General features: G+C 67.3%; 27 protein-coding genes and 4 pseudogenes. 16 read left to right on the top strand and 15 right to left on the bottom strand.

Annotated features, from left to right (window positions below; all coding sequences use genetic code 11):
- Positions 1-62 precede the first annotated feature (62 nt).
- Positions 63-2,861, top strand: coding sequence for an ATP-binding protein (locus tag ACQPWU_RS57155; protein ID WP_433435458.1), 2,799 nt, complete (start codon positions 63-65; stop codon positions 2,859-2,861).
- 141 nt (positions 2,862-3,002) lie between these two features.
- On the opposite strand, the gene ACQPWU_RS57150 is transcribed toward ACQPWU_RS57155, so the two are convergent.
- Positions 3,003-3,791, bottom strand: coding sequence for a helix-turn-helix transcriptional regulator (locus ACQPWU_RS57150; protein ID WP_433435457.1), 789 nt, complete (start codon positions 3,789-3,791; stop codon positions 3,003-3,005).
- Positions 3,792-3,882: 91 nt separating this feature from the next.
- Here ACQPWU_RS57150 and ACQPWU_RS57145 point away from each other — a divergent pair, with 91 nt between their 5' ends.
- On the top strand, positions 3,883-4,794 hold the full coding sequence (locus ACQPWU_RS57145; RefSeq protein ID WP_433435456.1) for an alpha/beta hydrolase: 912 nt from the start codon (positions 3,883-3,885) through the stop codon (positions 4,792-4,794).
- Positions 4,795-4,869: 75 nt separating this feature from the next.
- Here the strand turns inward: ACQPWU_RS57145 and ACQPWU_RS57140 are convergent, their stop codons facing one another.
- Both ACQPWU_RS57140 and ACQPWU_RS57135 read right to left on the bottom strand, forming a co-directional pair.
- On the bottom strand, positions 4,870-5,196 hold the full coding sequence (locus ACQPWU_RS57140) for a helix-turn-helix transcriptional regulator (RefSeq protein ID WP_433435455.1): 327 nt from the start codon (positions 5,194-5,196) through the stop codon (positions 4,870-4,872).
- 322 nt (positions 5,197-5,518) lie between these two features.
- Positions 5,519-5,701, bottom strand: a pseudogene (locus tag ACQPWU_RS57135) (HTH domain-containing protein); the annotation flags it as partial.
- A gap of 191 nt (positions 5,702-5,892) precedes the next feature.
- On the opposite strand from ACQPWU_RS57135, the pseudogene ACQPWU_RS57130 reads away from it, so the two are divergent.
- From ACQPWU_RS57130 to ACQPWU_RS57120, 3 genes and pseudogenes are all read left to right on the top strand, one after another.
- Positions 5,893-6,033: pseudogene (locus ACQPWU_RS57130) on the top strand (epoxide hydrolase N-terminal domain-containing protein); the annotation flags it as partial.
- A gap of 161 nt (positions 6,034-6,194) precedes the next feature.
- Positions 6,195-6,566 (top strand): type II toxin-antitoxin system RelE/ParE family toxin, encoded by a 372-nt coding sequence (locus tag ACQPWU_RS57125; protein WP_433435454.1) that lies wholly within the window; start codon positions 6,195-6,197, stop codon positions 6,564-6,566.
- A complete protein-coding gene (locus ACQPWU_RS57120; RefSeq protein ID WP_433435453.1) occupies positions 6,563-6,898 on the top strand; it encodes a helix-turn-helix domain-containing protein in 336 nt (111 codons plus the stop codon). The genes ACQPWU_RS57125 and ACQPWU_RS57120 overlap by 4 nt, the downstream gene beginning before the upstream one ends.
- 521 nt (positions 6,899-7,419) lie before the next feature.
- Here the strand turns inward: ACQPWU_RS57120 and ACQPWU_RS57115 are convergent.
- The 3 genes from ACQPWU_RS57115 to ACQPWU_RS57105 form a co-directional block, all read right to left on the bottom strand.
- A complete protein-coding gene (locus ACQPWU_RS57115) occupies positions 7,420-8,292 on the bottom strand; it encodes an SAM-dependent methyltransferase (RefSeq protein ID WP_433435452.1) in 873 nt (290 codons plus the stop codon).
- 31 nt (positions 8,293-8,323) lie between these two features.
- A complete protein-coding gene (locus ACQPWU_RS57110; protein ID WP_433435451.1) occupies positions 8,324-9,949 on the bottom strand; it encodes an FAD-dependent monooxygenase in 1,626 nt (541 codons plus the stop codon).
- An 82-nt stretch (positions 9,950-10,031) separates the two neighbouring features.
- Positions 10,032-10,631: a TetR/AcrR family transcriptional regulator gene (locus ACQPWU_RS57105; RefSeq protein ID WP_433435450.1), complete on the bottom strand. Its 600-nt coding sequence runs from the start codon at positions 10,629-10,631 to the stop codon at positions 10,032-10,034.
- Positions 10,632-10,737: 106 nt separating this feature from the next.
- On the opposite strand from ACQPWU_RS57105, the gene ACQPWU_RS57100 reads away from it, so the two are divergent.
- Together ACQPWU_RS57100 and ACQPWU_RS57095 are read left to right on the top strand one after the other, a co-directional pair.
- Positions 10,738-11,109, top strand: a complete 372-nt coding sequence (locus tag ACQPWU_RS57100) for a DoxX family protein (protein WP_433435449.1) — start codon at positions 10,738-10,740, stop codon at positions 11,107-11,109.
- A gap of 120 nt (positions 11,110-11,229) precedes the next feature.
- Positions 11,230-11,928, top strand: coding sequence for a DUF998 domain-containing protein (locus tag ACQPWU_RS57095; protein ID WP_433435448.1), 699 nt, complete (start codon positions 11,230-11,232; stop codon positions 11,926-11,928).
- 207 nt (positions 11,929-12,135) lie between these two features.
- On the opposite strand, the pseudogene ACQPWU_RS57090 reads toward ACQPWU_RS57095, so the two are convergent.
- Positions 12,136-12,363, bottom strand: a pseudogene (locus ACQPWU_RS57090) (hypothetical protein); the annotation flags it as partial.
- A gap of 521 nt (positions 12,364-12,884) precedes the next feature.
- Positions 12,885-13,358: a MarR family winged helix-turn-helix transcriptional regulator gene (locus ACQPWU_RS57085; protein WP_433435447.1), complete on the bottom strand. Its 474-nt coding sequence runs from the start codon at positions 13,356-13,358 to the stop codon at positions 12,885-12,887.
- A gap of 102 nt (positions 13,359-13,460) precedes the next feature.
- On the opposite strand from ACQPWU_RS57085, the gene ACQPWU_RS57080 reads away from it, so the two are divergent.
- From ACQPWU_RS57080 to ACQPWU_RS57065, 4 genes are read left to right on the top strand one after another with little or no spacing between them, the layout of a single operon-like run.
- Positions 13,461-14,027: a YceI family protein gene (locus ACQPWU_RS57080; RefSeq protein WP_433435446.1), complete on the top strand. Its 567-nt coding sequence runs from the start codon at positions 13,461-13,463 to the stop codon at positions 14,025-14,027.
- A 17-nt stretch (positions 14,028-14,044) separates the two neighbouring features.
- Positions 14,045-14,359 (top strand): LLM class flavin-dependent oxidoreductase, encoded by a 315-nt coding sequence (locus ACQPWU_RS57075; protein ID WP_433435445.1) that lies wholly within the window; start codon positions 14,045-14,047, stop codon positions 14,357-14,359.
- A 4-nt stretch (positions 14,360-14,363) separates the two neighbouring features.
- On the top strand, positions 14,364-15,092 hold the full coding sequence (locus ACQPWU_RS57070; RefSeq protein ID WP_433435444.1) for an SDR family oxidoreductase: 729 nt from the start codon (positions 14,364-14,366) through the stop codon (positions 15,090-15,092).
- A 31-nt stretch (positions 15,093-15,123) separates the two neighbouring features.
- The gene (locus tag ACQPWU_RS57065) at positions 15,124-16,050 is read left to right on the top strand and encodes an LLM class F420-dependent oxidoreductase (RefSeq protein ID WP_433435443.1); all 927 of its coding nucleotides are present in this window, start codon (positions 15,124-15,126) and stop codon (positions 16,048-16,050) included.
- Between the two features lie 63 nt (positions 16,051-16,113).
- On the opposite strand, the gene ACQPWU_RS57060 is transcribed toward ACQPWU_RS57065, so the two are convergent.
- Positions 16,114-16,692, bottom strand: a complete 579-nt coding sequence (locus ACQPWU_RS57060) for a hypothetical protein (protein WP_433435442.1) — start codon at positions 16,690-16,692, stop codon at positions 16,114-16,116.
- A 32-nt stretch (positions 16,693-16,724) separates the two neighbouring features.
- On the opposite strand from ACQPWU_RS57060, the gene ACQPWU_RS57055 reads away from it, so the two are divergent.
- On the top strand, positions 16,725-17,237 hold the full coding sequence (locus ACQPWU_RS57055; protein ID WP_433435441.1) for a hypothetical protein: 513 nt from the start codon (positions 16,725-16,727) through the stop codon (positions 17,235-17,237).
- Between the two features lie 260 nt (positions 17,238-17,497).
- Here ACQPWU_RS57055 and ACQPWU_RS57050 read toward each other — a convergent pair whose 3' ends face one another.
- From ACQPWU_RS57050 to ACQPWU_RS57040, 3 genes are all read right to left on the bottom strand, one after another.
- Positions 17,498-17,647, bottom strand: coding sequence for a hypothetical protein (locus ACQPWU_RS57050; RefSeq protein ID WP_433435440.1), 150 nt, complete (start codon positions 17,645-17,647; stop codon positions 17,498-17,500).
- A gap of 131 nt (positions 17,648-17,778) precedes the next feature.
- Positions 17,779-18,774, bottom strand: a complete 996-nt coding sequence (locus ACQPWU_RS57045; RefSeq protein ID WP_433435439.1) for a trypsin-like serine peptidase — start codon at positions 18,772-18,774, stop codon at positions 17,779-17,781.
- A gap of 143 nt (positions 18,775-18,917) precedes the next feature.
- On the bottom strand, positions 18,918-19,097 hold the full coding sequence (locus tag ACQPWU_RS57040; protein WP_433435438.1) for a hypothetical protein: 180 nt from the start codon (positions 19,095-19,097) through the stop codon (positions 18,918-18,920).
- 163 nt (positions 19,098-19,260) lie between these two features.
- On the opposite strand from ACQPWU_RS57040, the pseudogene ACQPWU_RS57035 reads away from it, so the two are divergent.
- Positions 19,261-20,564, top strand: a pseudogene (locus tag ACQPWU_RS57035) (IS256 family transposase).
- A gap of 6 nt (positions 20,565-20,570) precedes the next feature.
- Here ACQPWU_RS57035 and ACQPWU_RS57030 read toward each other — a convergent pair.
- Positions 20,571-20,783 (bottom strand): hypothetical protein, encoded by a 213-nt coding sequence (locus tag ACQPWU_RS57030; RefSeq protein ID WP_433435437.1) that lies wholly within the window; start codon positions 20,781-20,783, stop codon positions 20,571-20,573.
- A gap of 6 nt (positions 20,784-20,789) precedes the next feature.
- Here ACQPWU_RS57030 and ACQPWU_RS57025 point away from each other — a divergent pair, with 6 nt between their 5' ends.
- The 3 genes from ACQPWU_RS57025 (at position 20,790) to ACQPWU_RS57015 (ending at position 23,070) form a co-directional block, all read left to right on the top strand.
- Complete coding sequence (locus tag ACQPWU_RS57025) at positions 20,790-21,398, top strand: hypothetical protein (RefSeq protein ID WP_433435436.1); 609 nt, start codon at positions 20,790-20,792, stop codon at positions 21,396-21,398.
- A gap of 13 nt (positions 21,399-21,411) precedes the next feature.
- The gene (locus ACQPWU_RS57020; RefSeq protein ID WP_433435435.1) at positions 21,412-21,894 is read left to right on the top strand and encodes a hypothetical protein; all 483 of its coding nucleotides are present in this window, start codon (positions 21,412-21,414) and stop codon (positions 21,892-21,894) included.
- Positions 21,895-22,044: 150 nt separating this feature from the next.
- Positions 22,045-23,070, top strand: coding sequence for an IS66 family transposase (locus ACQPWU_RS57015; protein ID WP_433445548.1), 1,026 nt, complete (start codon positions 22,045-22,047; stop codon positions 23,068-23,070).
- A 1,184-nt stretch (positions 23,071-24,254) separates the two neighbouring features.
- Here the strand turns inward: ACQPWU_RS57015 and ACQPWU_RS57010 are convergent.
- Entirely contained in the window at positions 24,255-25,973 is a 1,719-nt protein-coding gene (locus ACQPWU_RS57010; RefSeq protein WP_433435434.1) for a SpoIIE family protein phosphatase, read from the bottom strand.
- A gap of 348 nt (positions 25,974-26,321) precedes the next feature.
- Positions 26,322-26,708 carry a MerR family transcriptional regulator gene (locus ACQPWU_RS57005; RefSeq protein ID WP_433435433.1) on the bottom strand — a complete coding sequence of 129 codons (387 nt, stop codon included), beginning with the start codon at positions 26,706-26,708 and terminating at the stop codon, positions 26,322-26,324.
- Positions 26,709-26,996: the final 288 nt, after the last annotated feature.

Genomic DNA, 26,996 nt, shown 5'->3' with positions numbered 1-26,996 from the left:
ACGGATCGCCGGCACGGATGGAGCGCGGATGGGACACGGAGGAGCTGCGACAGAATGGGGCCATGGCGACAGAAGGCGACATCTCTCCGCGGGAGGCCGAGGTACTGAAGCTACTCGGCGCTCACTCCAGCAACGCTGAGATCGCAGCGCAGCTGTTCATCTCGGTACGTACCGTCGAGAGTCACGTTTCCTCACTGCTGCGCAAGCTGGGGGTGCCGGATCGGCGAGCGCTCGCCCTGCGTGCCGCTGTCGATCAGCCTCATCAGGAACCGGTCCCCCTGCCGGCTCCGCTGACCTCGTTCATCGGCCGGACCAGGGAGCGGGTGGAGCTGTCCGAGATGATCACGACGCACCGCCAAGTGACTGCGGTCGGTCCTGGCGGCGTGGGCAAGACCCGGCTCGCGTTGGCGGTGGCAGCGGAGGTAGCCGGCCAGTACACCGACGGGGTGTGGTTCGTCGACCTGATCCCCGTCACCGATCCCGGCATGATTGCGCCCGCTGTCGCGGGTGCGCTGGGGCTCGGGGAGCAACCCGGCCGCGACTTGACCGAGTCGGTGGTCGCCGCGCTGGCCGACCGTCAGGCGTTGCTGGTGCTCGACAACTGCGAGCACGTCCTGGACGGGGTGGCGCTGCTTCTCGAGCGGCTGCTCGCGGCCTGCCCCCGAGTGACCGTGCTGGCGACCAGCCAGGCCCGGTTGATGGTGCCGTTCGAGCGGGTGTATCCGGTCCCACCGTTGTCGCTGGCCATGGACGGTGAGTCGGACGCGGTCTCGTTGTTCGTGGAGCGGGCGGCAGCGGTCGGCCGGCCGCTGGATCCTGCGCTGCACGGCCAGATCGCCGAGATCTGTGCGCGGCTGGACGGCATGGCGCTGGCGATCGAGCTGGCCGCAGCCCGTTATCCCACGCTCGGGCTGGACGGTATCACCTCCGCTCTGTCCCACCCGCTGCGGATGCTCACCGGCGGATCCCGTGCCGATGAGCGGCACCGCTCAGTGCGGGCCGTGCTGGACTGGAGCCACGCTCTGCTGGAGCCGGCCGACCAGGAGCTCCTGCACCGGGTGTCGATCTTCGTAGCGCCTTTCACCGCATCGGCAGCGGCCGAGGTTACCGGATCCGCGATAGGCGTGGTCGCCGACGGACTGGCCCGGCTCGCCGAACAGAGCCTGCTGACGGTGACGGCGTCTCCGAAGGGCACCTGCTACCGGGCTTTGGAGGCCATCCGCCAGTACGGTACAGAACGGCTTGGCCAGACCGGTGAGCTGGCCGGTGCCCGGGTCCGACACTTGCGCTGGTGCTTCGCCCAGGCCGTCGACCTCGCCGTGGCCGGGCCGGACTGGCGCGCCCGGTTCGACGCGGTCGCCGATGATCTCCGCGCAGCGCTGACGTGGGCGGCCAGCGAGCCGGAGCAGCGCACAGACGCCTACGATCTTGCCCGGCGCCTGGCCGAGTTGACGTTCACCCGCCATCTGATCGGCGAATCGCAGCAGCGATACGAGCAGGCGGCCGCGCTCGCCGACGACCCTGCCGCCACCGCATCCATGCTCCGGCAGGCCGCGGACGTGGCCGGCTGCCGTACGCGCGGCGATGACATGTATCGCCTCTACCGCGCCGCCGCGGATGCCGCCCGCCGTGCTGGGGACACCGCTGGCGCCGCCGTGCATCTGGCCACCGCTGCCACCGCCGCGTACCGGTTCTCGAGCACGTTCGTGCAGATACCTCCTGAGGAGGAAGCGGTCGCCCTGGTCTCCGAAGCGCGGGAGCTGGTCGGTGACGACCCGGCCGGCGAGGCGGCGGTGGCGCTGGCGGAGGCCGGGGTGCTCAGCGATGCGTTCGGCGCGGTTCAGGGCCCGGCCGACAACGCCGTACCGGAGACGCTTGCGCGCGCCGAACGTGCGGTCGAGCTGGCCAGCCGTATTGGCAACCCGCTCGCCGAGTCCGCGGCTCTCGACGCGCTCACAGCGGCACACGCCTGGGCCGGGGACACGTTCGGCTGCGCAGCCACAGCCGGGCGCCGGATCACGCTGCTCTCCTCTATGGCGGACAAGCCGGAGACACCTGGCGGCCTCCACGAACTGATCGACGGGCTCGGCATGGCTGTTCAGACCAGCCTCGGCGTGGGAAACCTGGCGGACGCCCTCAGGTGGGGACGGCAGCTGGCCGACCATCCGGCACTGGCCGAGGTGGGCCATCGGGCCACGAGCTGGCTGCTGGTCGCCGACGCGCTGGCGGGCAACGTCGACGAAGTACTCTCCGGCAGCACGCGCTTCCTCGATGCGTGGCGGCGCGCCGGCAGGCCTGCCACGGCGGCCCTCGACCCGGCGGCCGCCGCAGTGGCGATGATCCACAACTTCCGCGGCGACCACGACTCCGAGCGCGAATGGCAGGTGGTTCTGGATCGGCTCGGCGAGCCATCCGAGCGCACTTACGGCTACGGGGCGCTTTTCGACGCGATGCGGATGCTCCATCACGGGCACGCCGGGGAAGCCATGGAGCGGATGGCGCCCGAGCCTGACGAGGTGTGGAAGTGGGTGACCTGGATCTGGCTCCACTGGTACGTGGCGCTACGCGCCGAGGCCACCGTTCTCGCCGGAAGTCCCGACGCGCGCGAGCGCCTGGCCGACGCCCGTACCATCACCGCCGGCAACCCGGTCGCCGGCGCCATCGTGGAGCGGGCAGGATCCCTCCTCGACCAGGACCACAAGCGCCTGCTCGCCACCGCGGACGTATTCGAGGCCGCCGGCTGCCGCTACCAGGCAGCGCGAACGATGGTGCTGGCCGGTCGCGGGCATGCCGCACGTGGCACCGCCGCACTGGCTGATCTCGGGCTCGCCCCCATGACAGTTTCTGTGAGCCCATGGTGAGCGGCAGCCGGCGGCTGCGTCAGGCACGTCGTGCGGCGGCGCCGCTTACCCCGGAAGTTGAGCTGTGAGAGGGGACGGGTCAACCCCGTCCCCTACTCGATTGTCGCCGGGGTCGGTGTCCTGGAGATATCGGCTGTGGTCTCAGGCGGTGGACGCGTACAGGAGGGCGAGCTGGGTGCGGCTGGCGCATCCGGTTGTGGCGAGGACGCGGGTCAGGTGTTTCTTGACGGTGTCCACGGTGACGAACAGCCGGTCGGCGATCTGGCGGTTGGTCATGCCCTGGGCGGCCAGGTCGGCGACGTCCCATTCACGGGGGGTGAGTTTCCAGTCGGCCCGCGCCGTACGCTGCTCGCGCTGGCGGGTGAGCTGCTCGGCGGCGTGCGGGGCGAGGTGGCGTCGCAGCAGGCGCAGGATCGTCAGGTCCCGCTCGGACACCCTGGGTACGTCCTGGACGGCCACGCCGACGTACACGATGCCTGCCTGTTCGGCGTCGATCACCATGGCGGCTTTATCGGTGATCCCGTGCCGTCGCAGGAAGCGCGCGACGAAGCCCGCCTGGTCGTCCAGGTCGCCCAGGCGTAGCACGCCGCGTCTCATCAGCAAGTCGAAGGCGTGCTTGCTGCGGAAGGGGTCGTGGCCGATCCAGCGGGCCTGGTACTCGGTCAGGAACTCGGGCGAGTATCCGCTCAGGACGCCGCAGTCGGACGCGACGGCCTCGGCCAGGTCGGCGCCGTGCATCACGGCGATCCCGTGGAAGCCGAACCAGGTCTGCAGGGCACGGATCAGCCTCTCACGGAACTCGGTCAGATCGGCGGCGTGGTCGATCGCTTCCAGCACGCCGATCAGGCGACGGTAGTCCTCGGGAGCCAGCGGTTCGTCGGAGGGGAGTGGCCGGGGGCGGGGCTGCGGGCCGGGTAGTGCGTCGATCATGGGAAGATTTTCCACCTTTGGGCCATACCGCATCCAACAGGTGCTCGGCAGTCTGAACTCCTGACCATCGACTGCTGGAAAGGCCCTTGAGATGACCATGGATGCACAGCGTGTGACCTTAGTGAGCGGCGGTCAGCCGATGGCCGGTCGGCTGTACCCGGCGCTGTCCGCCGACGGACCTGCGCCCGCTGTGGCGATCATCGGCCCGATGACCTCCGTGAAGGAGCAGGCCCCCATGCGGTACGCCGAGCGGCTGGCGGCGTCCGGATTCACCACCCTGGTTTTCGACCCCCGCTACCGGGGTGAGAGCGGCGGCGAGCCCCGTAACCTGGAGGATCCGGTCGCCAAGGTCGCCGACCTGCGCGCGGCGGTCGAGTTCCTGGCCGGACGCCCCGAGGCGGACGCCGACCGGCTCGCTGTGATCGGGATCTGCATGGGGGGCAACACCGCCGTGCACGCCGCCGCCGACGACCCCGGGATCCGCGCGGTGGCCGCGATCACCCCGCACATGCGCAACGCCGAGGCCGACGCGCAGTGGCTCGGCGGCCCCGAGGCCGTCGCCGCGCGGCTCGCCCGCGGGCGGCGGGCGCTGGCCAGGTACGAGGCCACCGGTGAGGTCGAGTACGTCGCGGCCGTGGACAAGACCGACCCGGAGGTGGGGATGCCAGGCGAGCTGCCGTGGTCGTGGTACCAGCCGCAGGCCGATCTCGGCATCTGGGAGAACCGCTACGCCGTCCAGAGCGACGCCGTCCTGCTCACCTACGAGAGCCTGACCGCCGCCGCCCGCCTGACCAAGCCGTTCCTGCTCATCCACGGCGACAACTGCGCCCTGCCCGACCAGGCCCGCCGGCACTTTGAGGCCGTCCCGGCGGCCGACAAGGTACACCTGCGTCCCGATACCCCGCACCTGGCCTTCTACGACGACCCCACCGCGATCGCCACCGCGACCGGCCAGATCGTCGACTGGTTCGACCGCCACCTCGGCCCCGCGACGGCCCGATGAAACCCTGAGGCGCGGGCCCGGCGGCAGGCGGCGTGCGGGGCTGGGGTGCGGGGCCGGGTAGCAGGCGGCGCGTGGCTACGGTGCGGGACGGGAGCGGGCGACGGCTTGGCCGAGCGCGGCGACGTGTTCGGCGAGTGCCGTGACCAGGGCGGGCGGGTTCGTGACCATGAACGGCCAGGGCAGGCTCTCCAGGTCGGTGTCGAGCCACACCTCGACGCGGTGGGTCCAGCCGCCCAGCGTCAACGTGCGCAGGACGTGGGCCATAGGGTCGAACCCGTCAGGAGGGGTGAATCGGCCGGGCAGTTCGGCGGGGCCGCCGATCCCGTCCAGGCGGTACATGCGGATGGCGCCGCGGAGATGGTCGTGGCCGACCAGGTGCCAGCGTCGCGCGTGTACGACCAACCCGTAGGGGGCCCACCTCGCGTCCGCCGCTCGTGTGCTCGATCCGTACCGTGTGCCGCGCGTGGACCGCGGTGGCCAGCGTCAGTACCAGGTGCGGTTCGGGGGTCAGCGGGCCAGCCGTGGCCGAGGTGGCGGCGATCAGTGCGGTGACGCGGTGGCGCAGCGGTGCGGGCAGGACGCGGTTGAGCTTGACCAACGCCCGGTCGGCCGGGCCTGGTTCCGCCGCCCGCTCCTGCTTGCCGGTGGCCAGGGCGACCGCGACGGCGACCGCTTCGTCGTCGGCGAACATCAGGGGCGGCAGTCGTACGCCTCGTGCGAGCCGGTAGCCGCCGTAACGTCCCCGCACAGACTCGACGGGAATGTCCATGTCGCGCAGGGCGGTGACGTAGCGGCGTACGGCGCGGGCGTCCACGTCCAGGCGCCGGGCGATTTCGTCGGCGGGCACCAGGCCGCGGTCCTGGAGGATCTCCAGCAGCGCCAGGACACGGATGGCCGGACGGGACACGATGGTGATCGTAATGAGGGCGGAAAACGTCCACAATCCCCCTAATCTGGCGGCCGCGAAGACAACGACGAAAGGAGTCGGCTGGTGTCCGGTTCGTTCCTGGGTGAGTGGCTCGTGGCGTACCCCTGCGGCGGAGCCCCGGCCGCGATCGCCGGACGGATCCCCTCGGTGCTGGAGCGGGCGGCCCGGTCATGATGCGGCCCTACCGCGTGGAGATGTCGCAGGAGAGCTTGGACGATCTGGCCGAACGTCTGTCCCGTACTCGCTTCACCCGCGAGCTGCCCGGCGCCGGGCTCGGCGTGCCCGCCGACCGGGTGCGGGAGCTGGCGCGGTACTGGCGCGACGGCGGCTGGCCGATGTCAGTCGTGGAGTACCTGCCGCTGGTCGAGCGGCTGAGTGACGCCTTCCACCTCGTCATCCCCTCGGTGCCCGGCTTCGGGTTCTCGCAGGCGCCGCGAGAGCCGGGCTGGAACCGCCGCCGCGTCGCCGCGGCGTGGAGGAGTGGGAGATCCGCGTCACCAACGAATTCCTGGCCTGGGTCAACGCCCTGGACGAGAGGTCCAAGGCTCAAGTGGTCGACGCCATCGACCGGCTGGCCGAGGGAGGTCCCGGGCTGGGGAGGCCACTGGTCGACCGACTGGAGGGCTCACAGGTCCACAACCTCAAAGAGTTGCGGCCGGGGTCGGCGGGACGCTCGGAGATCCGGATCATCTTCGTGTTCGATCCGTGGCGGGCGGCGATCCCGCTGGTCGGCGGGGACAAGTCGGGGGACTGGTCCTGCTGGTACCGGCGGGCCATCTCGCAAGCCGAGGAGCTGTACGCGCAGTATGTTAAGGAACGGGAAGAGGAGGAGGGGCAGCGATGACGAACTTCCCCAAGTGGAGTGACGTACGCCCCGGCATCGTTGCCGACGTCGGGGGCGAGCAGGTGATCGCCGAGGCCCGCAAGCGCAACCAGGCCTACATCGACGGCCACCGCCTCGCCGAACGCCGTACCGCCCTGGACCTGACCCAGGTTGAGGTGGCCGAGCGGATGGGCGTCACCAAGAGCCGCGTCTCCCAGATCGAACGCGGAGAGGTATCCACCGTCGAGGCCATCGCTCGCTACGTGCAGGCCCTCGGCGGCCACCTCCAGATCTCCGCCGTCTTCGGCGACGACCTGTACTTCCTGCGCGGCACCGACACTCACGCCGCGTAACCCACCCAACGAGCCCTGCCAGAGCCTCTAAGCCTGGCGGGGCTCCGCTGTTCACTGCCAGTTATGCAGCGCACAACCGTGATCTCTTCGAACCTCCCATTCTTCGGCTATGACGGCCTGCGGCCAGGGGCTCGCCATATGCGCATGGGGGCGATGCTCTTCGTCATTAAGCGCAGGCCGCCGAGCGCTATTTCGGGCTTGACCATGCGTACCTGCTCGCTGCTGACCTCCACGAGTGGGCCGCAACCGCGGCTCTGAGCACGATGCCGCCGGGCTCAGATCTAGGGTGTAGTTATCTACACCGTGACGGTGTAGATACGTTCGTTACCGCAGGTGGCGCCAGAGGTCGCCACCCTCGAATGCCGAGCTGTTGCGTGTTGTGGGACGCCGCCACGAGGCCCGGCAAGGCGATGAGCGCGATCAGGAGTTCGTGGCGTTGCGCCCGGGCGGTGAAGGAGGTCAGCGCGGACGGGTGCCGGTTCCAGGCCGCGGCCTTCCTTCACCGCGGCCGCGGGTCCGTGTCAGCGAGGTGCCCTGAGGTGGGCCATCGCCAGCCAGCCGCGCCCGGCATCGGCGCGGGCGGGGTCGAACGCGGGCGGTGCCGGGCGTCCGCAGGCGGCCGCGGCCTCGGCGATGTCCGTGACGGTCGGCTGCCAGCCGTGCCGGGCGAGCCAGGTGTCCAGGTTCTCGGTGGGGCCACCCCGCCACAGGCCGACGAGTTCGGCGGAGATGTCCGCGCGGGCGGCGCGCAGCAGGCCGGAGTCCTCTCCGTGGTCGAGGACGAGAGCGCTTCCGGGGGCGGAGGCGGCGGTGATCCGGTTGAGGAGCAGGTCGGCGGCGTCGGGCGGCAGCGCGTACAGGATGCCCTCGGCCAGCCAGGCGGCCGGCCGCACGGGGTCGAAGCCGGACGCTGCCAGCGCGCGCGGCCAGTCCTGGCGCAGGTCGGTGGCGACCTCGACGCGGTGGCACGCGGGGGTGGCGTCATGACGGGCCAGTACGGCGTCCTTGAACGCGAGCACGTCGGCGAAGTCCAGCTCGAAGACCGTGGTGCCGGGCGGCCAGGGGAGTCTGAACGCGCGGGCGTCCATGCCGCACGCTACGAGGACCACCTGGTCGCACCCCTGCGCGGCCGCGTTCAGCAGGGCGTGGTCGAAGAAGCGGGTGCGCACGGCGACCTGCTCGGCCATCGCCTGCAGGAAACGCGCCGTTGCGGGCGAGGGGTCGGCGGTCCACGGGGAGGATGCCCGGTCGACGGCCTGGAGGAAGTGCCGCGCGTAGGGGTCGTCGAACAGCCGGTCCGGCCGGTCGCTCTCCTGGGCGCGCAGGAGCGCGACTCCCAGGGCGGTCGCGCCGATTCCGGTCAGGTTTTCGGGGAAGGTCGGCTCTTGTGTCACGGTGTTGTCCGGCTCCTTCTCGGCAGGGGTTTCACGGGCGGGTGGCCAGGGCGCGGAAGTAGTCGCCAACGGGTGCGAAGTCGAGGCTGTCGCCGCGGTAGCCGACGTATTTGTCTGGGCGGATCATGTACAGGCTGGGGCGGCGCACGCCGTAGCGGTTGTGTGCCTCGCTGCGCAGGTCGGCGAAGACTCCGTCGATGGGGCCGTGCGGCAGGTGGCCTCGGGTGATGACGTGGACCTCGCCGTGCCCGGCCATCGCCTTGCGCGCCGTGGCCTGCCAGGTGGCCAGGGTGGCGGAGTCTGTGGTGTCCGCGGCGAACAGCAGGAGGTGGTGGCCCGGCGTGCGGAGGATGTGCCGAAGCGCCACCGGGCCCTCGTGGTTCTCGAGGTAGGCGTCCCGCATCAGCTCGCCGGCTTCGGGTCCGGTACGTGCGAGGTCGCTCCAGGCCTTGGCTGGCGACTCGTGCCAGCGTTCGAAGACGAGGTCGCTGTCGCGGTAGTGGACGAGATGTTCGCCGAAGGCGTTCGACAGCCGCTGTTGCACGGAGTTGAGCCGGCCGAACAGGCGCAGTGCGTGCCGTCTGGCCCGGCGGGCGACCAGTGTGCTGCCGGTGGCGACCTGTGTGGTGGTCGAGGTGGCGTCGACCACGGCCTTGACCACCGGCCATCGTTCGGCTTCGTAGCTGTCGAGGAGGGATTCGTCGGCGCGTCCGGTGACGACGAGCGCGAGTTTCCAGCCCAGGTTGTAGGCGTCCTGCATGCCCGTGTTCATGCCCTGGCCGCCCACCGGGCTGTGGCTGTGCGCGGCGTCGCCGGCCAGCAGGACCCGGCCGTCACGCAGCCGGTCGGCCAGACTCTCTCGGGCCACGAACGACGAACTCCACTGCAGGTCCGTGACGCCTGGGTCCAGGGGCGTGCGGTCGGCGACGTAGGCGGCGAAGTCGTCCAGCCCTGGAGTCTGTGGCGGCCGGTCGTCCGGCGTGCTGGCCAGGATGCGCCAGTAGCCCCCCGGCATGGGGAAGACGGCCACCAGGCCGGACCGGTCGAAGTAGACGTGGAAGCGGTCCCGCGTGAGCGGCCAGTCCACGGCGACGTCGCCCAGTATGAAGCCCCGCTTCAGGTCGGCTCTTTCCCGGGTGATTCCCGCCGTCTCGCGGACGGTGCTGTGGGCGCCGTCGGCGCCGATCAGCCAGCCCGTCCGGTACCGCTCGCGGCGGCCGTCGGCGTGCTCGAGTTCCACGCTGACTCCGTGTTTGTTCGTTTCCTGACCGAGCAGGCGGGTGCCCCATTCGACGGTGACCCCGAGTTGCTCGGCGTGCTCGCGCAGCAGCGCGATGGTCTGCCACTGCGGGATACACAGGTCGAGGGGGAACGGGGAGTCCACGGCCGTCACGTCCATCTCGGCCAGGGTCGTCGTGCCCTGGTAGAAGTTCAGCGTGTGCAGCGGGACGCCGCGTTCGATGGCGGCCTGGGCCAGCCCGAGATCGTCCAGCATCTCCAGCGATCTGGCCACGATGGACACCGCCCGGCTCTCCCGGTGGTCGGCGCTTTCGGCGTTGACGACGCGCGGGATCACGCCTCTGCGCGCCAGCTCTATGGCCAGCACCAGGCCGGTCGGCCCCGCGCCGGCGATGAGGATGTCAGCGTTCGCAGTCACAGATCCACTCCTTCAGAACGAATGATCGTTCTTTTTAGAAGAGCACGACCTTCCTCTATCGTCAAGAGCGAATGTTCGTTCTCTATTGAGCGACTTGCGTAGGCGCCGACATCAGGGCCCTGAGTCCGCTCCTGAAGGCCGTCGGATCCGCGTGGTCATACACCGCACGGAACACCAGGAACCCGTCCACGAGCGCCATCAGAACATCGGTCACGTGCTCAGCCGGGACGTCCGCGGGCAGCAACCCGCGCTGCTGATGCCGCGCCACCAGGCCGCCCACCACCCCGCGAGCCTCCTGCATGACCTCCTTCAACTTCGCGCACAACGACGGCGAACGCAGCGCCTCCGACCACACCTGTACCAGCAGCTGGGCGGACTCCCGCGATGCGGACAGGGGTGGGTGCCCGACGCCCAGCACGAGGTCGACGATGTCGCCCAGATCCGGCGGCGGCGTCGCCTCGTCCGCCTCGAACGCCGAGGCGACCTCGGCCAGGGCTTCGGAGGCGGTCGCCGCGATGATGTCGTCCTTGCTCTTGAAGTAGCGATAGACGGCCCCGGCCGACAGGTCTGCCTCGGCCAGGACGTCCTGCATGGACGTGGCATGGAAGCCGTTGCGAAGGAAGCAGCGGCGGGCGGCATCCAGGATCTGGCGGCGGCGGGCCTCGAGGTGCTCTTTGGGCATGCGTGCCATAGGACCCCAACATAGAACGAACATTCGTCCTTGACAATGTCGCCTTCTCAGCGATAGTGAAGGAATGTTCGTTCTCTTTTCTGGAGAGGGCCCTGCCATGTCATTAACCGCCACCACGCTGATCGCTCTGGTCGCTCTGGTCTTCCTGCTCGCCGGCGCCCAGAAGCTACTGCTTCGACCCCAGGTGGCCGCCAACCTGCTCCGACTCGGCGTCGGCTCAGCGACGACCCGGTCCATCGGCGCTCTGGAGATCGCCGGCGCCCTCGGGCTCGTGGCCGGCCTCTGGTGGAGACCGCTCGCCGTCGCAGCGGCGGCCGGTCTGACACTGCTGCTGATCGGCGCGATCGGTTATCACGCGCGCGCCCGCGACTTCGCCCACCGGCGCCACCGCTCACACGCTGTGGTTCCCGTGCTCCTGGCCATGATCACCGGGACAACCACGATGATGCTCCTGCTGGCGCCGTCTTGATCTGCCTCCGGATCCGGTCGTACAGCAGGCAGATTGCGCCGATGCCGATGATGCTTGTCGCGGCCATTGATCAACCAAGGAGATCCTGTCCGCTCGAGAAGCCCCGACCGAGAAGAATCGATGAGAGCTCTGAAGATCCCGAGCACCACTTCCTTCTACCTGTTGTGTGGCGCGATTGGTGGCCCCCTGTTCGTCATCGCCTTCCTCCTCGAAGGCGCCACCCGCGCCGACTACGATCCGCTCCGGCATCCCGTCAGTTCTCTGGCGCTGGGGCCCTACGGGTGGATGCAGATCGCCAACTTCGTTATCACCGGTCTGCTGATGTTCCTGTTCGCCATCGGCCTGCGCCGTGGTCTTCAAGCCGTGGGGCGACGCTCGACCTGGGGGCCACTGCTGGTGGGGATGTACGCCATAGCACTTGTCGGCGCCGGAGTCTTCGTGACCGATCCGGTCGGCGGCTACCCTCATGGCACGCCCGCCCAAGGCGTGCACACGTGGCATGGCATGCTGCACTACTTCCCCTTCTCGCTGCTGGTCTTCGCCGCGCTGGCAGGCGCATGCTTCGTCTTCGCCCGACGCTTCGCCGGTTGGGGCGAACGCGGGTGGGCGCTCTACTCGGCGGCCACGGGCGCCCTGGCTGCGATCGGCTTCTTGCTGTCCGGTCAGGCCCTTGCCCAGGCTGAAGGCCTCGCCGGAATTGGGGGGCTGCTTCAGCGACTGACCATCGCCGTCGGCTGGGCATGGTTGGCCCTGCTCGCCATCCATCTGCGCAACGCCGGCAAGCTAGCCCGTGCTCTTGCCAGAGGGGGCCGCTCATGAAGGTCACGGAATGCACCCATGCGTGCGTACGGCTGGAGCACGATGGGCGTGTCCTGGTCATCGACCCCGGCGTCTGGAGCGAGCCGAGCCCGTTGACCAGATCTGCTCAAGGCCGGCAGGACCGTCCAGCTGGCTCACGACCTGCAAATCAGTTGAGGTTCCTCCTGAGAGGGCGTCTGAAGTGCGAAGTTTGTGATTGATCGCCGGTTACGTGTATCGCCAGGGTGGGGTGGATTCGCCCGTTATGCGTCGGGCGAGGTTGTCGATGGACGCCAGGCGAATCATGGCCGCGGCGCGGTCCGGCCGCGTCTTGTAGTCGCGGGCCGGCCGGCGGTGGAGCATGAGCCAGCCCAGGGTGCGGACGGTGATGGCCAGGAGCAGACCGAGGGTGTCGGTCAGGATTCCCCGTTTGCGGCCGACGATCTTCTTGCCGGCAAGGTCCGCAAGTGGCGGGGGCGCCTGCTCGACGTGGATCTCGGCCGGCTGCGGCGGGAGCTCGAAGCTTCGCGTGACCATCTGTTCAAGGCGAGGGGCTTCAGGCAGGACCTGTTCGCGTACAGCTGATCACGTGACCTTCCGCCCCGGCGTCGTCCTGAACGATCCCGGTGGGCACCGTGGAGTGACAGCCAGTACCTCCACTGACGCGTCTCGCAGTAGCCGGAGTACGCGTAAACCGAAGTACCGCGTTGGTTGACAAGGCCGGCTCCGGCTACACCGATCGAAGTGACGCGGTAGCCGAGGTGCTGTAGGGCGCGGACATGGCCGGCGGTTTGCTTGCGGTGGTGCAGGCGGGTCTCGTAGTAGTCGGCTCCGAGATCTTGGTAGACGGCCTCGGGGCCGGATAACAGGGCGTGGGCGAGCTCCGGATCGGCGGGATCTCCGGCGGGCTCGTGTGCTCAGTGGTTGAGCCCATGACCGCTCAGACGCGCGGAATCTCGGAGAAGTTGTGGATTCGTTCATCCGGCCGACCGGGCGACGCGTGATCGCAGCCGGTGGAAGATCTCGCCGAGCTGGGTCACCTCGTCGGCGGTGAGCGCGTCGAAAACCAGGTGCCGTACGGCGCGTACGTGCGCGGGGGCGGCGCGCTCAATGGTCGCCCGCCCTGTCTCGGTGATGCGGACGAAGGCACCGCGGCCGTCCTCGGGACAGCCCTGCCGGGACACCAGGTCCCGCTTCTCCATCCGGGCGACATGGTGGGAGACCCGGCTGCGTTCCCACTGCAATTCCGTGGCCAGGTCGGATATCCGGCTGCGTCCGTCAGCGGAGTCGGTCAGCACGACGAGCACCTGGTAGTCGGGGTTGGACAACCTGGAGTCGGCCTGCATGTCGCGGTTGAGCGTCGCCAGCAGTTCGGCGTTGAGGTGCATCCATTCGCGCCACATGTGCTGCTCGTCGTCGTTCAGCCACGGAATGTCGTTCGTCACAGCCACGGGGACAGCGTAGCAGAGAAGGTGACACATCATGTATGGTCCATGTCATATAGGAGACGCGTCACGTACATCGTGGCGTGGTGTGATTTGAGGAGTACCGACGTGAGTAGCACCCCGACGACGACCGCCCTGACCGACCTCTCCGGCGTCTACGTCCTCGACCTCGACCACACGCGGATCGGGTTCGTGGCCCGGCACGCGCTGGTGACCAAGGTGCGCGGCCAGTTCAACGAGTTCGAGGGCAGCGTGAACATCAACGCGGCCGAGCCCGGCCAGTCCACCGCGGACGTCACCATCCAGGTCGCGAGTATCGACACACGCAACAAGCAGCGTGACGACCACCTGCGCAGCAGTGACTTCCTGGCGATGGACCGGTTCCCGGAGATCACCTTTCTCTCCACCGGAGTCCGCCTCACAGGTGAGCAGACGGTGGAGTTGACCGGCGACCTGACCATCAAGGGGGTCACCAACTCCATCACCGTGCCGTTCGAGTACCAGGGCGGAGTCCTCGACCCCTTCGGCAACCGCCGCATCGGCTTCGAGGGCTCCGCGGTCATCAACCGCAGGGACTTCGACATCACGTTCAACGCGGCCCTGGAGACCGGTGGCGCCCTGGTCAGCGACAAGATCACGCTGGAGTTCGAGCTCGCCGCCATTCAGCCGGCCTGACAAGTCGAGGCGAAATCATGCCCCTCGGCGAGGCCGCATCCCTCATGGTCCACGTTTCATTCGAGGACGTGGCCGCCAAGATGAAACGCATCCGGCTGACCGGCGGTGTAACCGTGCTGGGCTCGGAAGACGCAGTCCGGGTCTTCCAGGACTTCGCCACCCTGGATCTGCTCTCCGGCGGCCGGGCAGCAATCATCGCCGGTCGAGGTTCCTTCACCAAGTTGTTCCCGTTGTTCGGCAACGACGTGGCCGAACACGCGGACCTTTCCGGGATAAATTCGGCGGCCATTGCACTATGTCCTGACAACAAGACACCATGTCGAAAGGGTTAATCCGATGACAGACTCGAAAGTGGCACTCATCACCGGGGCGAGCAGCGGCATCGGGCACGCCACCGCGCTGCGGCTCGCCCGCCAGGGGCACCACGTCGTCCTCGGCGCCCGCCGTACGGATCGCCTCGCCGCCCTGGCCGGGACGATCCGGGACGCGGGTGGCAGTGCCGACACGCACCGCCTCGATGTCACCGACGCGAAGAACGTCACCGCCTTTGTCGACACCGCCGTGGACCGTCACGGCCGGATCGACGTGATCATCAACAACGCCGGGATCGGCCCCCTGTCCCGGCTGGACTCGTTACTCACCGACGAGTGGAACCAGATGATCGACGTCAATGTCCGCGGCCTGCTGAACGGCATCGCCGCCGCCCTGCCCCATTTTCAGCGCCTCGGCGCCGGCCACTTCATCACCATCGCTTCCGTGGGAGCCCACGAGGTGATGCCCACGGGCGCCGTCTACTGCGCCACCAAGTACGCCGCCTGGGCCATCACCGAGGGCCTGCGCCTGGAAGTCGACCCGAGCATCCGCGTCACCACGATCTCCCCCGGAATCGTCGAGTCCGAAATCGCCGACTCGATCACCGAGCCGGAGACCAAGGAGATCATTCGCGCTTTCCGGGAATCACCCATCTCCGCCGACGCGATCGCGGCCGCCATCGCCTACGCCATCGGGCAGCCGTCCGATGTCGACGTCAACGAGATCGTCATCCGCCCGACCACTCAGCGATAGCGCACAGAACCACGTGAGGAACTGACAAATCATGGCAATCGCACTCGGACTTGGCCTGCCCCAGAACCGCCAGTACGCCGGCAAGGACGTTCCCGAGGTGGCTCGCACCGCCGAGCAGATCGGATACCAGAGCCTGTGGGCCTACGAACGCACCCTCTTCCCCGAACCCGCCACGCAGGGCCTGTTCGGCATTCCCGGCCTGGCCTGGCCCGACTACTACCGCTCCGTGGCCGAACCCCTGATCACGCTGTCCCTGGCGGCCGCGGTCACCGAACGGGTACGGCTGGGCACGTCCGTGCTGGTGGCGCCGCTGCACCCGCCGTTCCATCTCGCCAAGTCCCTCGCCACGCTGGACGCGGCGAGCGGCGGCCGCGTGGTCGCGGGCTTCGGCTCGGGCTGGTCGCTCGACGAGTACGCAGCCGCGGGCGTTTGGCCCTACGAAGAGCGCGGCAAGGCGTTGGACGAGGTGATCAACGTCTGCCGGGCGGTGTGGGGCCCCGACCCGGTGACGTACGACGGCGAGACCACCCGGATCGCGTCCGCCGTGGTCGGTCCCAAGCCCGCCCGGCCGATCCCGATCCTGCTGGCCGGCGGCAACAAGCAGGCCCAGCGCCGCCTCGTCGACCACGCCGACGGCTGGCTCCCCCTGGCCATGGGCGCCGAGCAGACCGCCGCCCAGTGGCGCGACCTGCGGGAACTGGCGGCTGAGCGCGGACGCACCAGGCCGATCCAGACGGTGCTGCGGGCGAACGCCGACTACACCCCTAAGCCGTACGAGGGCCTCGACCGCGCCCTCTTCCAGGGCAACACCGAGCAGATCGTCGAAGACCTGGCCGCGCACGCCGAGATCGGCTTCGAGGAGATCCTCATCGACCTCCAGGTGGGTCCGCGCGACGCCCAGGAGTTCAAGGACGTCGCCGCCGAGGTGTACGAGAAGGCGCGAGCAACCGGGATCTGAACCACGGCACACGCCGGGCCGGGTTCCGGCTGTGGACAGCGGCACGGAGCAAGGGGCCCCTGGTCAGGGGCGAAGGCCGCCGATCGGCGCCGTCATCGCCGAGCGATGTCGCGTGCATCGGCACTCTCCACGGGTGAACTCAGGTGCGCAACGCGGCCATGAGGCGAGTTGCCGGCACAGCCAGGCGAGCGCCAGCGGATATCGATACTCGATCAGGCCGTGCCCGGCGTCGAACAGCTCGAAGTGGACTCGTTCCTGGGGCGCTCCGGCGTCCAGAACGGCCTGATGGAACACGGTCGCGCCGAGGTCGAGGTGAAATTCGTCCCGGTTGCCGGCGTCGATCCAGATGGCCCGCATGGACTGGAGCGCGTCGGCGTAGCGGTTCTGCCGGGCCATGCGGACCGGGTCCCAGGCCAGCCAGCGCTCCCAGACCTCGGGTACGAGAGCGCCGTTGGTGTCGAAGGGCAGACGGACCGTGCCGTCGTCGTCGGCCGAGTACGCTGCGGCGTAGCCGTAGATCTCGATGAGGAGCTCGTCGGGCCTGGTCAGGGGGATCCGGCTGCGGAAGTCGGCGAGGAAGGCGTCGTACGATCCTCCGTACAGGTCGCGCGGCGTGCGGGCCTTGCTCGGGAAGTCCGGCATGTTGCAGGTCTCGAAAGGGGCGTCACCGGCATGTGTTCGTCGGTGACCCCGGCCAGCTGGACCCGTTCACCATGGTTGGCACCGAGCGGTGGATCGGACTGCCGCACGACCCGACACTCAACGGTGTCTCGGTGATGCTGGCCCACAACCAGGGCATTTCCGAGCACCGGCTGCCGGTGTCCTGGCGCCTGCCGCCCTCTGCCGCCCCCACCATCTCGGAAGCGTTCTACCCGTTCGCCGGCTTCACCGCGGGCACCATCCCCGGAACGCGCTCCCTGGAGTTCCGTACGGCCGCCTTCGGCGACACCGACCTGGACGAGACAGTGGCGATGGCGTTCACCACCGGGTGGGCGCTGCACGAGTTGCCGCGCCGCCACGTCCCGCGCACCGATGCCGAGACCATCCTGGCGGCCACAAGTCTGGTCGCCAGGATGCTGGAGCGCGGAACCCTCGCCACCTGTGAGCGCTTCCATCGGAGCCTTCGCCGGGTACGTTTGGTGAAGGCCGATGGGGCGGCAGGTACGTTCGCGAGAGAAGCTGGTTAACTCCAGCCTGGTGTTGCGTAGGAAGGTTTGAGATCTCCGGCATGCGCGCGCTGGAAGACTCTGGTTTTGTTACCGGCAGGGGGTTCGAGTCCGAGAACTGAGCGCCACTGGACGCACATGGCTCACCGGCATCCACAACCCCATACACCGCATCCGCGTAGCCCAAATCCGTAGCTGACGCCGCCCTCGGCCATAGTTCTTCGAGGCTACGTGCTCAGGGCGCCAAGAAACATCGGGCTCGCGGCCGACCTCGCCGCTGATCATTTCATGCCGTCACGGCGTCCCCCAGCCCGGACGACATGACTGAGATAGCTGGCGGCATAGACGCGGTCGACCGCGACTTCCAGGATGACGCGGTTCATCGCGGCCAGGTCGGCGTCGCCGCTCTGCGGTCGCGTCGGCACGCTCATCGCGTCATGATGCCCACGAGATCCCGAGTTCGGCCACCACCAGGCCCCGGTTGGTAATGCGGGGTCTGGTGGCGGTTCTATCGGTTCACGGGAGCTGTGGCGTCCCTCCTGAGGGGCGGATGCCAGACCCGTTACGCGGGCAGGATCGAACCGCTCCACGAGGCGTCGGCGGCGTGATAGATCACCGATAGTTCGCCGTCGAAATACGGAGACAAGCTCGTGTCGTAACGCAGGTTGCCATCGGTGTCGCCGACGCTGACGGTGATTCCGTTGAGGTAGCCCATGCCGCTGCTCTTGTGATAGCGGAACAACCAGGAGGAGCCGAGGGAGCCCTCACCGGTGAACGGGGAATCGACCGCGGTGAATTCCTCGGCCTTCAAGCTGGGGACCATGGCGGCGGTTGTGCGGCCGCTGGACGATTCGAGGGTCTCACCCGTGTAAGGCCGCCTGCCGTCGGGGTGAGGGCCGGCCGGGAAGCCGAAGACGTCGACCGAGGAGTCCAGCGGCTGGTTCCAGGCCAGGCCCTGTCCGCCGACATTGTCGACCAGCCTTCCGAAGTTGGTCAATTCACCTGAGGCAGAGGAGACGACGCCGCTGTAGACGGTGACGAAGGCGTAGTCGCGGTCGTAGTCGTTGTAGACGGTGAAGTCGTAGTGGGCGAAGGCCTGCTTCCCGACGTAGAGACCCCATGGGGTCGTTTCGTCGGCGTAGCCGGGAACGAAGACCCACTTGTCGAGGGTGGCGCCAGAGCCCTGGGTGTCGTACACGCAGTGAGCGGCCGTGGCGACGAGGTTGCGGTATTGCGACTGCACGGCGGTGGCCGTGCACCAGTGTGGCTGGCCGTCGGCGCCGATGAAGAACACCTTGCCCGAAGTGGTGGGCGTCTTGGTGTTCGCTTCGCCGGAGGTAGCCGGGGGGACCGGCGGGACAGAGCCGGGCTTGGTATCGGGGGTGATGCCGCCCCTGGTGGTGACCTTGTCGACGGCGGTCTGGACGTTGTACGGACTGGCGTTCTTCAAGTTGGCGCCGCCATCGCCAAGCCAGAACGTCGCGACCTCAACAGCGTCCGCTTGAGTAGAGGCTAGAGGGTCGGTCGACACGCTGGAGGCCTCGGTCGGCGCGGCCACGAGACCGGAGGCCAGCAGGCCGACGGCTAATACACCTAACGTTCGCTTCATCTCTCCATCTCCAGACCTACTCGCGAAAATTCGAACATATGATCGACACTGAGAGTAGACGCTACCTGTCTGCCTCGTAATGATCAACGGTTTTACGCGTCCCGCGGCACGCACCCGCTCACCAGGACGTGGACGATGGCCGCGTACACCGCTTCATCTGGCGTGTTCTGCGTTCCGCAGTCCTGCGGGCTAACCCGCGTCGGCGGCAACAGCAGCCGAGCGATCTCCCGCAACCAGCCCGGCACGATCCCCTCCCGGCCGTTCCTTTCCATGCCTTCCGACGTTCGGCTCGCCACATAGGACAGGGCGCAACATGTGGACGGCGTCCTGTCCGTGAAGACCTATGGCGGGCGCGCATTCGGCCACAGCGACGTGGCTGCGAGGGTGGGACTGTACGGTCTTCGGTGTAACTCCTGATCAAGGAGAACGCACCTGATGAGTACTGTGATCCAGGCATCGACGGAGATCGACCTGGAGGACGCCGCGGTGGCGCGTAAGAAGCCGGAGAACTCGACGGATCGGGAGCTGGTGGCCTGGCTGGTCGATCAGGCCCGTGCCGAGGGCGTGGAACTGGTCGGGGAGAACGGGCTGCTGGGCCGGCTGACCAAGCTGGTGCTGGAGTCCGCCCTGGAAGGTGAGATCACCGACCATCTCGGCTACGACAAGCACGAACGCTCCGGCAGCGAGACGGGCAACACGCGCAACGGCAGCCGGTCCAAGACGGTCATCACCGACGTCGGGCCGGTGGAGATCACTGTGCCGCGGGATCGGGACGGCAGCTTCGAGCCGAAGATCGTGCGTAAGAGGCAACGGCGGCTGTCCGGTGTGGATGAGATGGTCATTTCGCTGGCCGCCAAGGGGCTGACCACCGGCGAGATCTCCGCGCACCTGGCCGAGGTGTACGGGGCCGGGGTCTCCAAGCAGACCATCTCGACCATCACCGACAAGGTGCTGGACGGCATGGCCGAGTGGCAGAACCGGCCGCTGGATCCCGTCTACCCGGTGCTGTTCATCGATGCCATCCACGTCAAGCTGCGCGACGGCCAGGTCGCCAACCGGCCCATCTACGTGGTGATGGCGGTCACCGTCGACGGCGAGCGGGACATCCTCGGATTGTGGGCTGGCGACGGCGGCGAGGGCGCCAAGTTCTGGCTGCATGTGCTGACCGAGATCAAGAACCGCGGCGTCGGTGATGCGCTGATGGTGGTCTGCGACGGGCTGAAGGGCCTGCCGCAGGCCATCGAGACCGTCTGGCCCCAAGCCGTCGTCCAGACGTGCGTGGTGCACCTGCTGCGCGCCTCGTTCCGGTATGCCGCCCGCCAGCACTGGGACGCCATCGCCAAGGCGCTCAAGCCGGTCTACACCGCCCCGACCGAGGCCGCCGCGCTCGAGCGCTTCTATGAGTTCGCCGAGGTCTGGGGCGGCAAATATCCGGCGATCGTGAAGTTGTGGGAGGACGCCTGGGCGGAGTTCGTGCCCTTCCTCAACTTCGATGTCGAGATCCGCCGTGTCATCTGCTCGACCAACGCGATCGAATCGGTCAATGCCCGTATCAGAAGGGCGGTCAAGGCCCGCGGCCACTTCCCGAACGAGCAGGCCGCGCTCAAGTGCGTCTACATGGCGATCATGAGCCTCGATCCGACCGGCAAGGCCGCAAACGCTGGATCACCCGCTGGAAAGCCGCCCTCAACGCCTTCGCCATCACCTTCGAAGGCCGCCTGACCCCGACCACCCGATAGACCCAGTCAAGATCGAGATACACCGATCACTGGACAGACCCCGACCTGGCCCTCGGCCTGGACCCCTGGACCAGCAATCGCTACGCCTTCACCGGCGGCAACCCCATCAACCGGATTGAGCTTGATGGTCACGAGCCGCGTCCATGGCATGATCCTAAATTCGGGAAGAAATCCAAGAAAGATCAAGAAAAGGCGATCAAGGAAAATCGTCGAGGCCACGAGCAGATGCTCGCGGGGTTCGCCAGAAGAGAACGAGACCAGAAGCGGGACCAAGCGAGGGATGCTCTTGCGGCAGAAAAGAAGGAGCCCGGGCAGCCTGGTTTCAACGAAAGCCTATATTGCGAGCCGGAACCCACGTATCTCTGCGATGCGGCCAAGCAGGTTGACAAGTCTCTGAAGGATGGCGGAGTATCGCCAGCGGAAGGCATCGCCGAAGGCCCGATGCATGGCTGGGGAAACACCAAGGTCCGACCTGGGTATGATCCTGCATTCCCCACGATCAAGCTCACCAACTGGCGGGGACGGTTCAACGCATGGCTCCACAAGAACGGATACAAGCGACTGCCCGAAGATTGGGACGCCCATCATGCGATCCCGCAGGAGTATCGAAATCATCCAGAATTCGCCAACTTCGACTTCGACGCTCCGAGTAACGTTCGAGGGATACCGGGAAGTCGGATGAATTCACGCGGAGCCAACGTGCACCAAGACATCGCCAATCAATGGAAGTGGTTCAAAGAAATTAATCCAAATCCAACACGAGCGCAGATCGAAGACTTCGCAAGGCAGATAGATAGGGGATACGGTGCCTACTTCTGGGGAGAGCCTAAATAGCTGGGGGGCAGATATGTCTGTCCTGGCCGCGCGATTTGTAGAAAATTTCGAGAGGACCTTCGGATATCCACCAGGTGAGAACGTAGTGCATATGGTCTCGCCGGAGGAGTCGAACGACGCCGCCCGGAGGCTGACCGATCTCAGAGTCCGACCCGAACTACAGCGGTTCTATTCGATCATCAGAGACATATCTCTGCCGGATGTCGAGAACGGCTTCTTTATCCATCCGGCGGAGCAAGTTGTCGATGGAATTCGCGGAGTACAGCCAACCCGAGTCGCTGGAGCGATTAAGGATGAGATCGTAGTATTCGGATCTGACGGCGGCGGCGCGCTGTTTGCACTTAACGGCGCTGGCGATAAGATCTATCGCCTCACTGGCGGAGCGCTTGTCGGCGCCGAATACGACGTGGAGGAGAGTGGAGTAGAGATCATCACGTATGAGTTCTGGGGATTCCTAGATTATCTGCGCGACAAGCTCCTGGAGGCCATGCCGTAGGCGAGGCTCCGGCGGGAAGTGTTTGGCTTCCCGTCGGAGCTCGTCCATCGAAGGGTTCAAATTGTTAATTCCCTCGAACTGGCTGGGCCCTCAATGCCGTTTCGATAGCAATTGATCGTGAAGGTGCGAGCCTTCAAGGGCGCGCGGTACATGTACAACCTCACGATCGACGACATCCACACGTACTATGTGGTGGCAGGCGAGACGCCGGTTCTCGTTCACAACAGCAACTGCGTGCCTTGGATTACCGGGAAACTACCTACGGCTGAAGAATCGGCCCTTAGCGACATTCTGGCTCACATCGATGCAGGGACGATTCCAACTGGCCCCACCGCCAAAAATAGGGCACACAATTCAAGAACTGGGGTGGTGATCTTCCCGGTAACAAAGGGGGCGAACTCGCCCTATCAGGAGTATCGAGTCGCCCCAGCGCCTGGGACCAGTGGTGCCGGCCCTCTCCGAGTTGCGCGAAAACTCGCAGCCGAGAACTGGAACGCCAACCCCCGGCCCTACATCTGGACCAAACCGCCGACGAGATCCGGGGCACGCGATCATCAGATGTGTGCGGCCCACTTGATCCGCGATCTCGAAGATTGCGCCGAGGTACCCGGACGCCCTGTGGCCCCGGCAACTCCAGCTGGCGTTGCGCGGCTTGATCCATGCCGCCAACCTCGCCCGCCACCAAGGCAAGGACACTATCGCGGCAGAGACGCTGGCGCTGTTCACGCGGATGTTCCGCGGCGGGGTCGCGGTCGGCTTGTCGGAGGTAAGGCGCGTGCCGGGGGCGGCCAAGACCGTCACCCAGCCGGTCGGCCGGGTGCTGCTGGAGGTGTTACGCGACCGCGCCGACGATGTCCTGCGTTCGCCCATGACCTGCGGATCCCACCCACGAACAACCAGGCCGAGCGCGACCTGCGACCCGCCGAGGCTCAGCAGAAGATCTCCGGCAGACTCCGCTCGGAACAGGGCACCCGACATCGGTGCGCCATCCGCGGTTACCTGTCCACCGTGATCAAATACGGCCTCGACGTCATGACTGTCCTGCGCGACACGCTCCTCGGCAACCTCTGGGTGCCACCCGGCCAGGTCCTAACCTGCCGCCCAGCTGTCGCCATGCACGCAGGCGGTGCGAGTCTGACCGGTCGCCCCGGCCTACCCGAGAAAGCCGGCACGTGAGACCCAGATTGAGGGGCGGCAGGAGCCGAATGTACCGCCTTCGCACAGTTTGAAGACGGTGATGCGGCTGAGGTGAGTGGTGTCGGTTCCGCAGCCCCAGCGGGCGCCGTCGGAGTCGACCACGGTCCACTTCTGCAGGTACGTGGTGGCTTATTCAACTCGGACGGCGCGGCCGTCCCGGCTCAGGTCGCAGACCGTGATGTGCTTGCGGTCGGCCGAGACCGTGGCTGAGCTCCAGCCGGCGTTATCCTGCCAGCCGTCAGAGGAAGTCGCGGCAGCTGGCGAAGCTGTCAGGAGGGCGGTGAGGGCGGTGGCCGCCAGTGCGATACGAGGGAACACGTGCGATCCGTTCCGGTGAGGAGATCAGAACGGAGCCACTGTGGAGGCAAGGAGTCCTTAGATTCCGCAGGACAGCGTCCCTCATGACGTGCCTTGATCAACATTTGCCCTGCAGCTCACCACGACGCCCGGCGTCCCTCTTGCCGCGCTGCAGCTTGACGAGAAATCCGTTAGCCAGAGGGGAATCCTGCCCCCTGACCAGCGTCTTACGCGGCTTGCCAAAAGGCGGATGCATCGGCCGGAGGGGGTCTTCCGCCTTGGTCTTCTCTTGACCTTCCGAGTGGTCTGCCCAGACGTTGGGTGCCTGAACGATCTACCGGCCCCGGTCACATGTGCCCAATCCGTGCCCGCGAGCAACCATCCCCGCATCTCGGCCTCACGCAATGCCTGCCAGAATCGCGAAATCGCAGGTCAGATGGGGTATAGGGTGGTAGGGCGCCCGGGGCTCGAACCCGGAACCTACGGATTAAAAGTCGTCAGGACATTATGCCGAACCGTGCCGCACCATAGCTCAAAGTGTCACTCTGTCCGCGAATGCTGCTTTCAAAATGCCCAAGAATGCCGCCCGGTGCCATGCCATGTCAGTTGCCGACGAGCATCCAACGAGCAACCATGGGGCGGATGGCATCCCTTGACCATTCTCACTTTACATTCAATTGGGCCAGGTGAGACGGCTTGATCCGTCAACGGCCGGCCTGAGCGTCGGCCGTGCACCGTACCGGGATCCGACTCGGGCCTGCGCAACGGACCATCGCCGCTCTTGCGGACGGCGCACGGCCATGATCGTAACTGCGCCCCTCAACGGTGGCCACTGGCTGTGTCGGTGCTGCGCGGTCATCGGCTCGTTACTCCGGCTCGGTTGCCGGGATGCGTAGGGCCAAAAGGGCGATGTCATCGGTGTTGCCTGCAGGCATGCGGGCGAGGAGCTCGTCGCAGAAGTCGTCCAGGGGATAGCGGGCCAGGGTGGTGGCGTGGTGGCGGAGACGAGCCAGGCCGGTGTCCAGATCGGTGCCGGGGACTTCGACCAGGCCGTCGGTGTAGAGCAAAAGGCTGGAGCCGGGAGGCAGGGGTGCCGTGGCGTCCGGCCGATCGACATCACCCAAGTCGGCGCCCAGTAGCAGGCTTTGTCCCTGTTCGAGATAGTCGGCGCGTCCGTCGAGGGTGACCAGGAGGGGCGGAGGATGGCCGGCGTTGGTCCATCGCAGTTGCCAGAGACCGTTTTCTGGACCTTCAACGCGGGCGAGGAGCACTGTGGCAAGAGGGACATTGGTGAGGACGGGGACAGCCTGGTCGAGACGGTCGATGATGGCGCTGGGCGGTCCCGTGCGATCCCAGGCCAGGGCGCGCAGCAAGCCGTGCAGTTGGGCCATGCCTGCGGCGGCGGCCAAGTCGTGGCCGATGACGTCGCCGATGACCAGCGCGGTGGCGCCGTCACGCAGGAGGAAGGCGTCGTACCAGTCCCCGCCTACCTGGGAGCCTGCGGGTGCGGGCTGGTAGCGGGCGGCCAGGCGCAGCCGACCGGGTTGAGGCAGGGCGACGAGCAGGTTGCGCTGCATGGCCTCGGCGATCTCGCGTTGGCGGCCGAAGCGCAAGGTGTTGTCGATGGCCAGGCCGACGCGGCGGCCGATGTCGCCGATCAGGGACACCTCCGTGGCATCGAAGGGCCGGGCGGCGTCGGTACGGGCCAGAGTGAGGGCGCCCGTGACCCGGCCAACGATACCCAGCGGCACGATGATGGCGGAGGCGGCTCCCAGTGCCTGGAGGAATCCCGTTTGTACGGCGGCTAGGGGCGAATCGGGCGGGGCGGCGATCTCCTTCGGCCCCAGCAGGACTGGCTCGCCGCCATGCAACACCCGTACCAGAGAGGAACGGGAGTGTTCGCCCAACGCAGGGAGGGGGCCCCGCCATGCCTCCTGGTCAGCGTCCCGGCCCTCGGGCCCGACCACCGCCACCCTTCGGACGCCTTCTTCCGTACGCAGGTCGATGGCGGCCCAGTCAGCGAGGCGGGGCACCATCAAGCGACCCAGCCTAGCGATGGCCTCCTCGGTGTCCAGGGTCTGGGCCAGGGCTGTGGCGATCTCCGTAGCCACGGTCAGCCGATCCGTGAGGTCTTCCAGGGCGGTCACATGCGCGGCCAGGCCCTGCGCTGTTTCGCTGCCGGTCGCGTCGCCGGCGAACAGCACGGTCATGCCGAGCAGGTGGCCGTTCCTGGTCACGGGCGCGCTGAACCAGGTGACCGGGATGAGAAGTTCCTCACCGCTGAGGAAGCCGTCATTCTCGCTGCGGGTCGAAATGTGGCGAGTGAGAGCCATGAGCAGTGGGCACTGCTCATCGAGGATGTATGCGCCGGCGGCGTGGTGGTGCAGCAGGCCGTGAAAGTTCTGACCCCTCATCACCGAGGCGGTACGGCCCAGCAGTTCTTCGGCGGCCGGGTTGACCCAGATGATCCGGCCAGAGGAGTCCAGCACGGCCAGCCCGGCGCCCAAGTGGTCGAACACCTCCCGCCAGAACTCTGGCTGCGTCGCCCATCGCCGACCCTGGCCACCGGACGTGTTCCGTACCACGCCGTTCCTCCCCATCTGGACGTACAGCTATCAACCGAAGACATCCGGCGAGCCTCGGCCAGCTGCCAGGAATGATCCCCGATGAGGGAGTCGCCGTATCCGGCGACGCGGCGATGCCCCTGGTAATGACGCTGCAGCCTGTTGCGAGATGTCACGGTCTCGCGAACGTGGACACCAAGCGCGGCGTCGACCGGCACGGGGCGTCGTCTCCATCTTCGCCCACGCTTCGCATCGATGTCATCGACGTCGGCTACGACGCCATGCCACAGATCCTGCGTCACGTTCACCTTCACCATCTGGACTTGGGAGGCGAGCCCGGTCACCGGCCGACGACCGCGCCGGGGGTGGTCAGTGGCGTTGGCGTAGTTCTTCGTTGATGCGCAGGGCCTCGGCGAGCTGGTCTTCCAAGATGATGATGCGGCAGGCCGCCTCCAGGGCGGTGCCGGCGTCGACGAGTTCGCGGGCGCGGGCGGCCAGGCGCAGCTGGTAGCGGGAGAAGCGGCGATGGCCGCCCTCCGAGCGCAGCGGCTCGATCAGCTTGGCGGCGCCGAGACTGCGCAGGAACGCCGGGGTGACACCGAGAATCTCAGAGGCCCGGCCCATACTGTAGGCGGGGTAGTCCTCATCATCGAGCCGGAGCTCGGGACTGTCACCCGAGGTGCCGACCGGATCGTGGCCGTGGCGGGGCCGGTCTCGCCTGGAGCTGGTGGCCGATGCCTGGTGTGTTTGATCCATCCAACCTTCCCAAATGCGGACAGGGGCCCCGGCGCCATGATGCGCCGGGGCCCGAACGAGGTTTAACACCATCGACCGGCCTTGAGGCCGGTTCACCTATTCCGCACCAGCCGCCCGATTTGGCGGGGGTGCGGGGATCGCGTAAGCGTGACCGTAGACCACCGTCCTGTTCGTGGAGCTGCGGTACCCGTGCGGCGCCTTGCGGCCGGCGACGGGCGATCCTGATGGCGTTCAACACTCCCTTCCGGTTTATCCGTACCTCGACACCTCTACAGCTGTGTCGACTTC

Source organism: Nonomuraea sp. CA-141351 (assembly GCF_050944675.1).
In the GTDB taxonomy this organism is placed as follows: Bacteria; Actinomycetota; Actinomycetes; order Streptosporangiales; family Streptosporangiaceae; genus Nonomuraea.
Note: the sequence above shows the minus strand (reverse complement) of the source record. Positions and strands in the feature narration are given on the sequence as shown.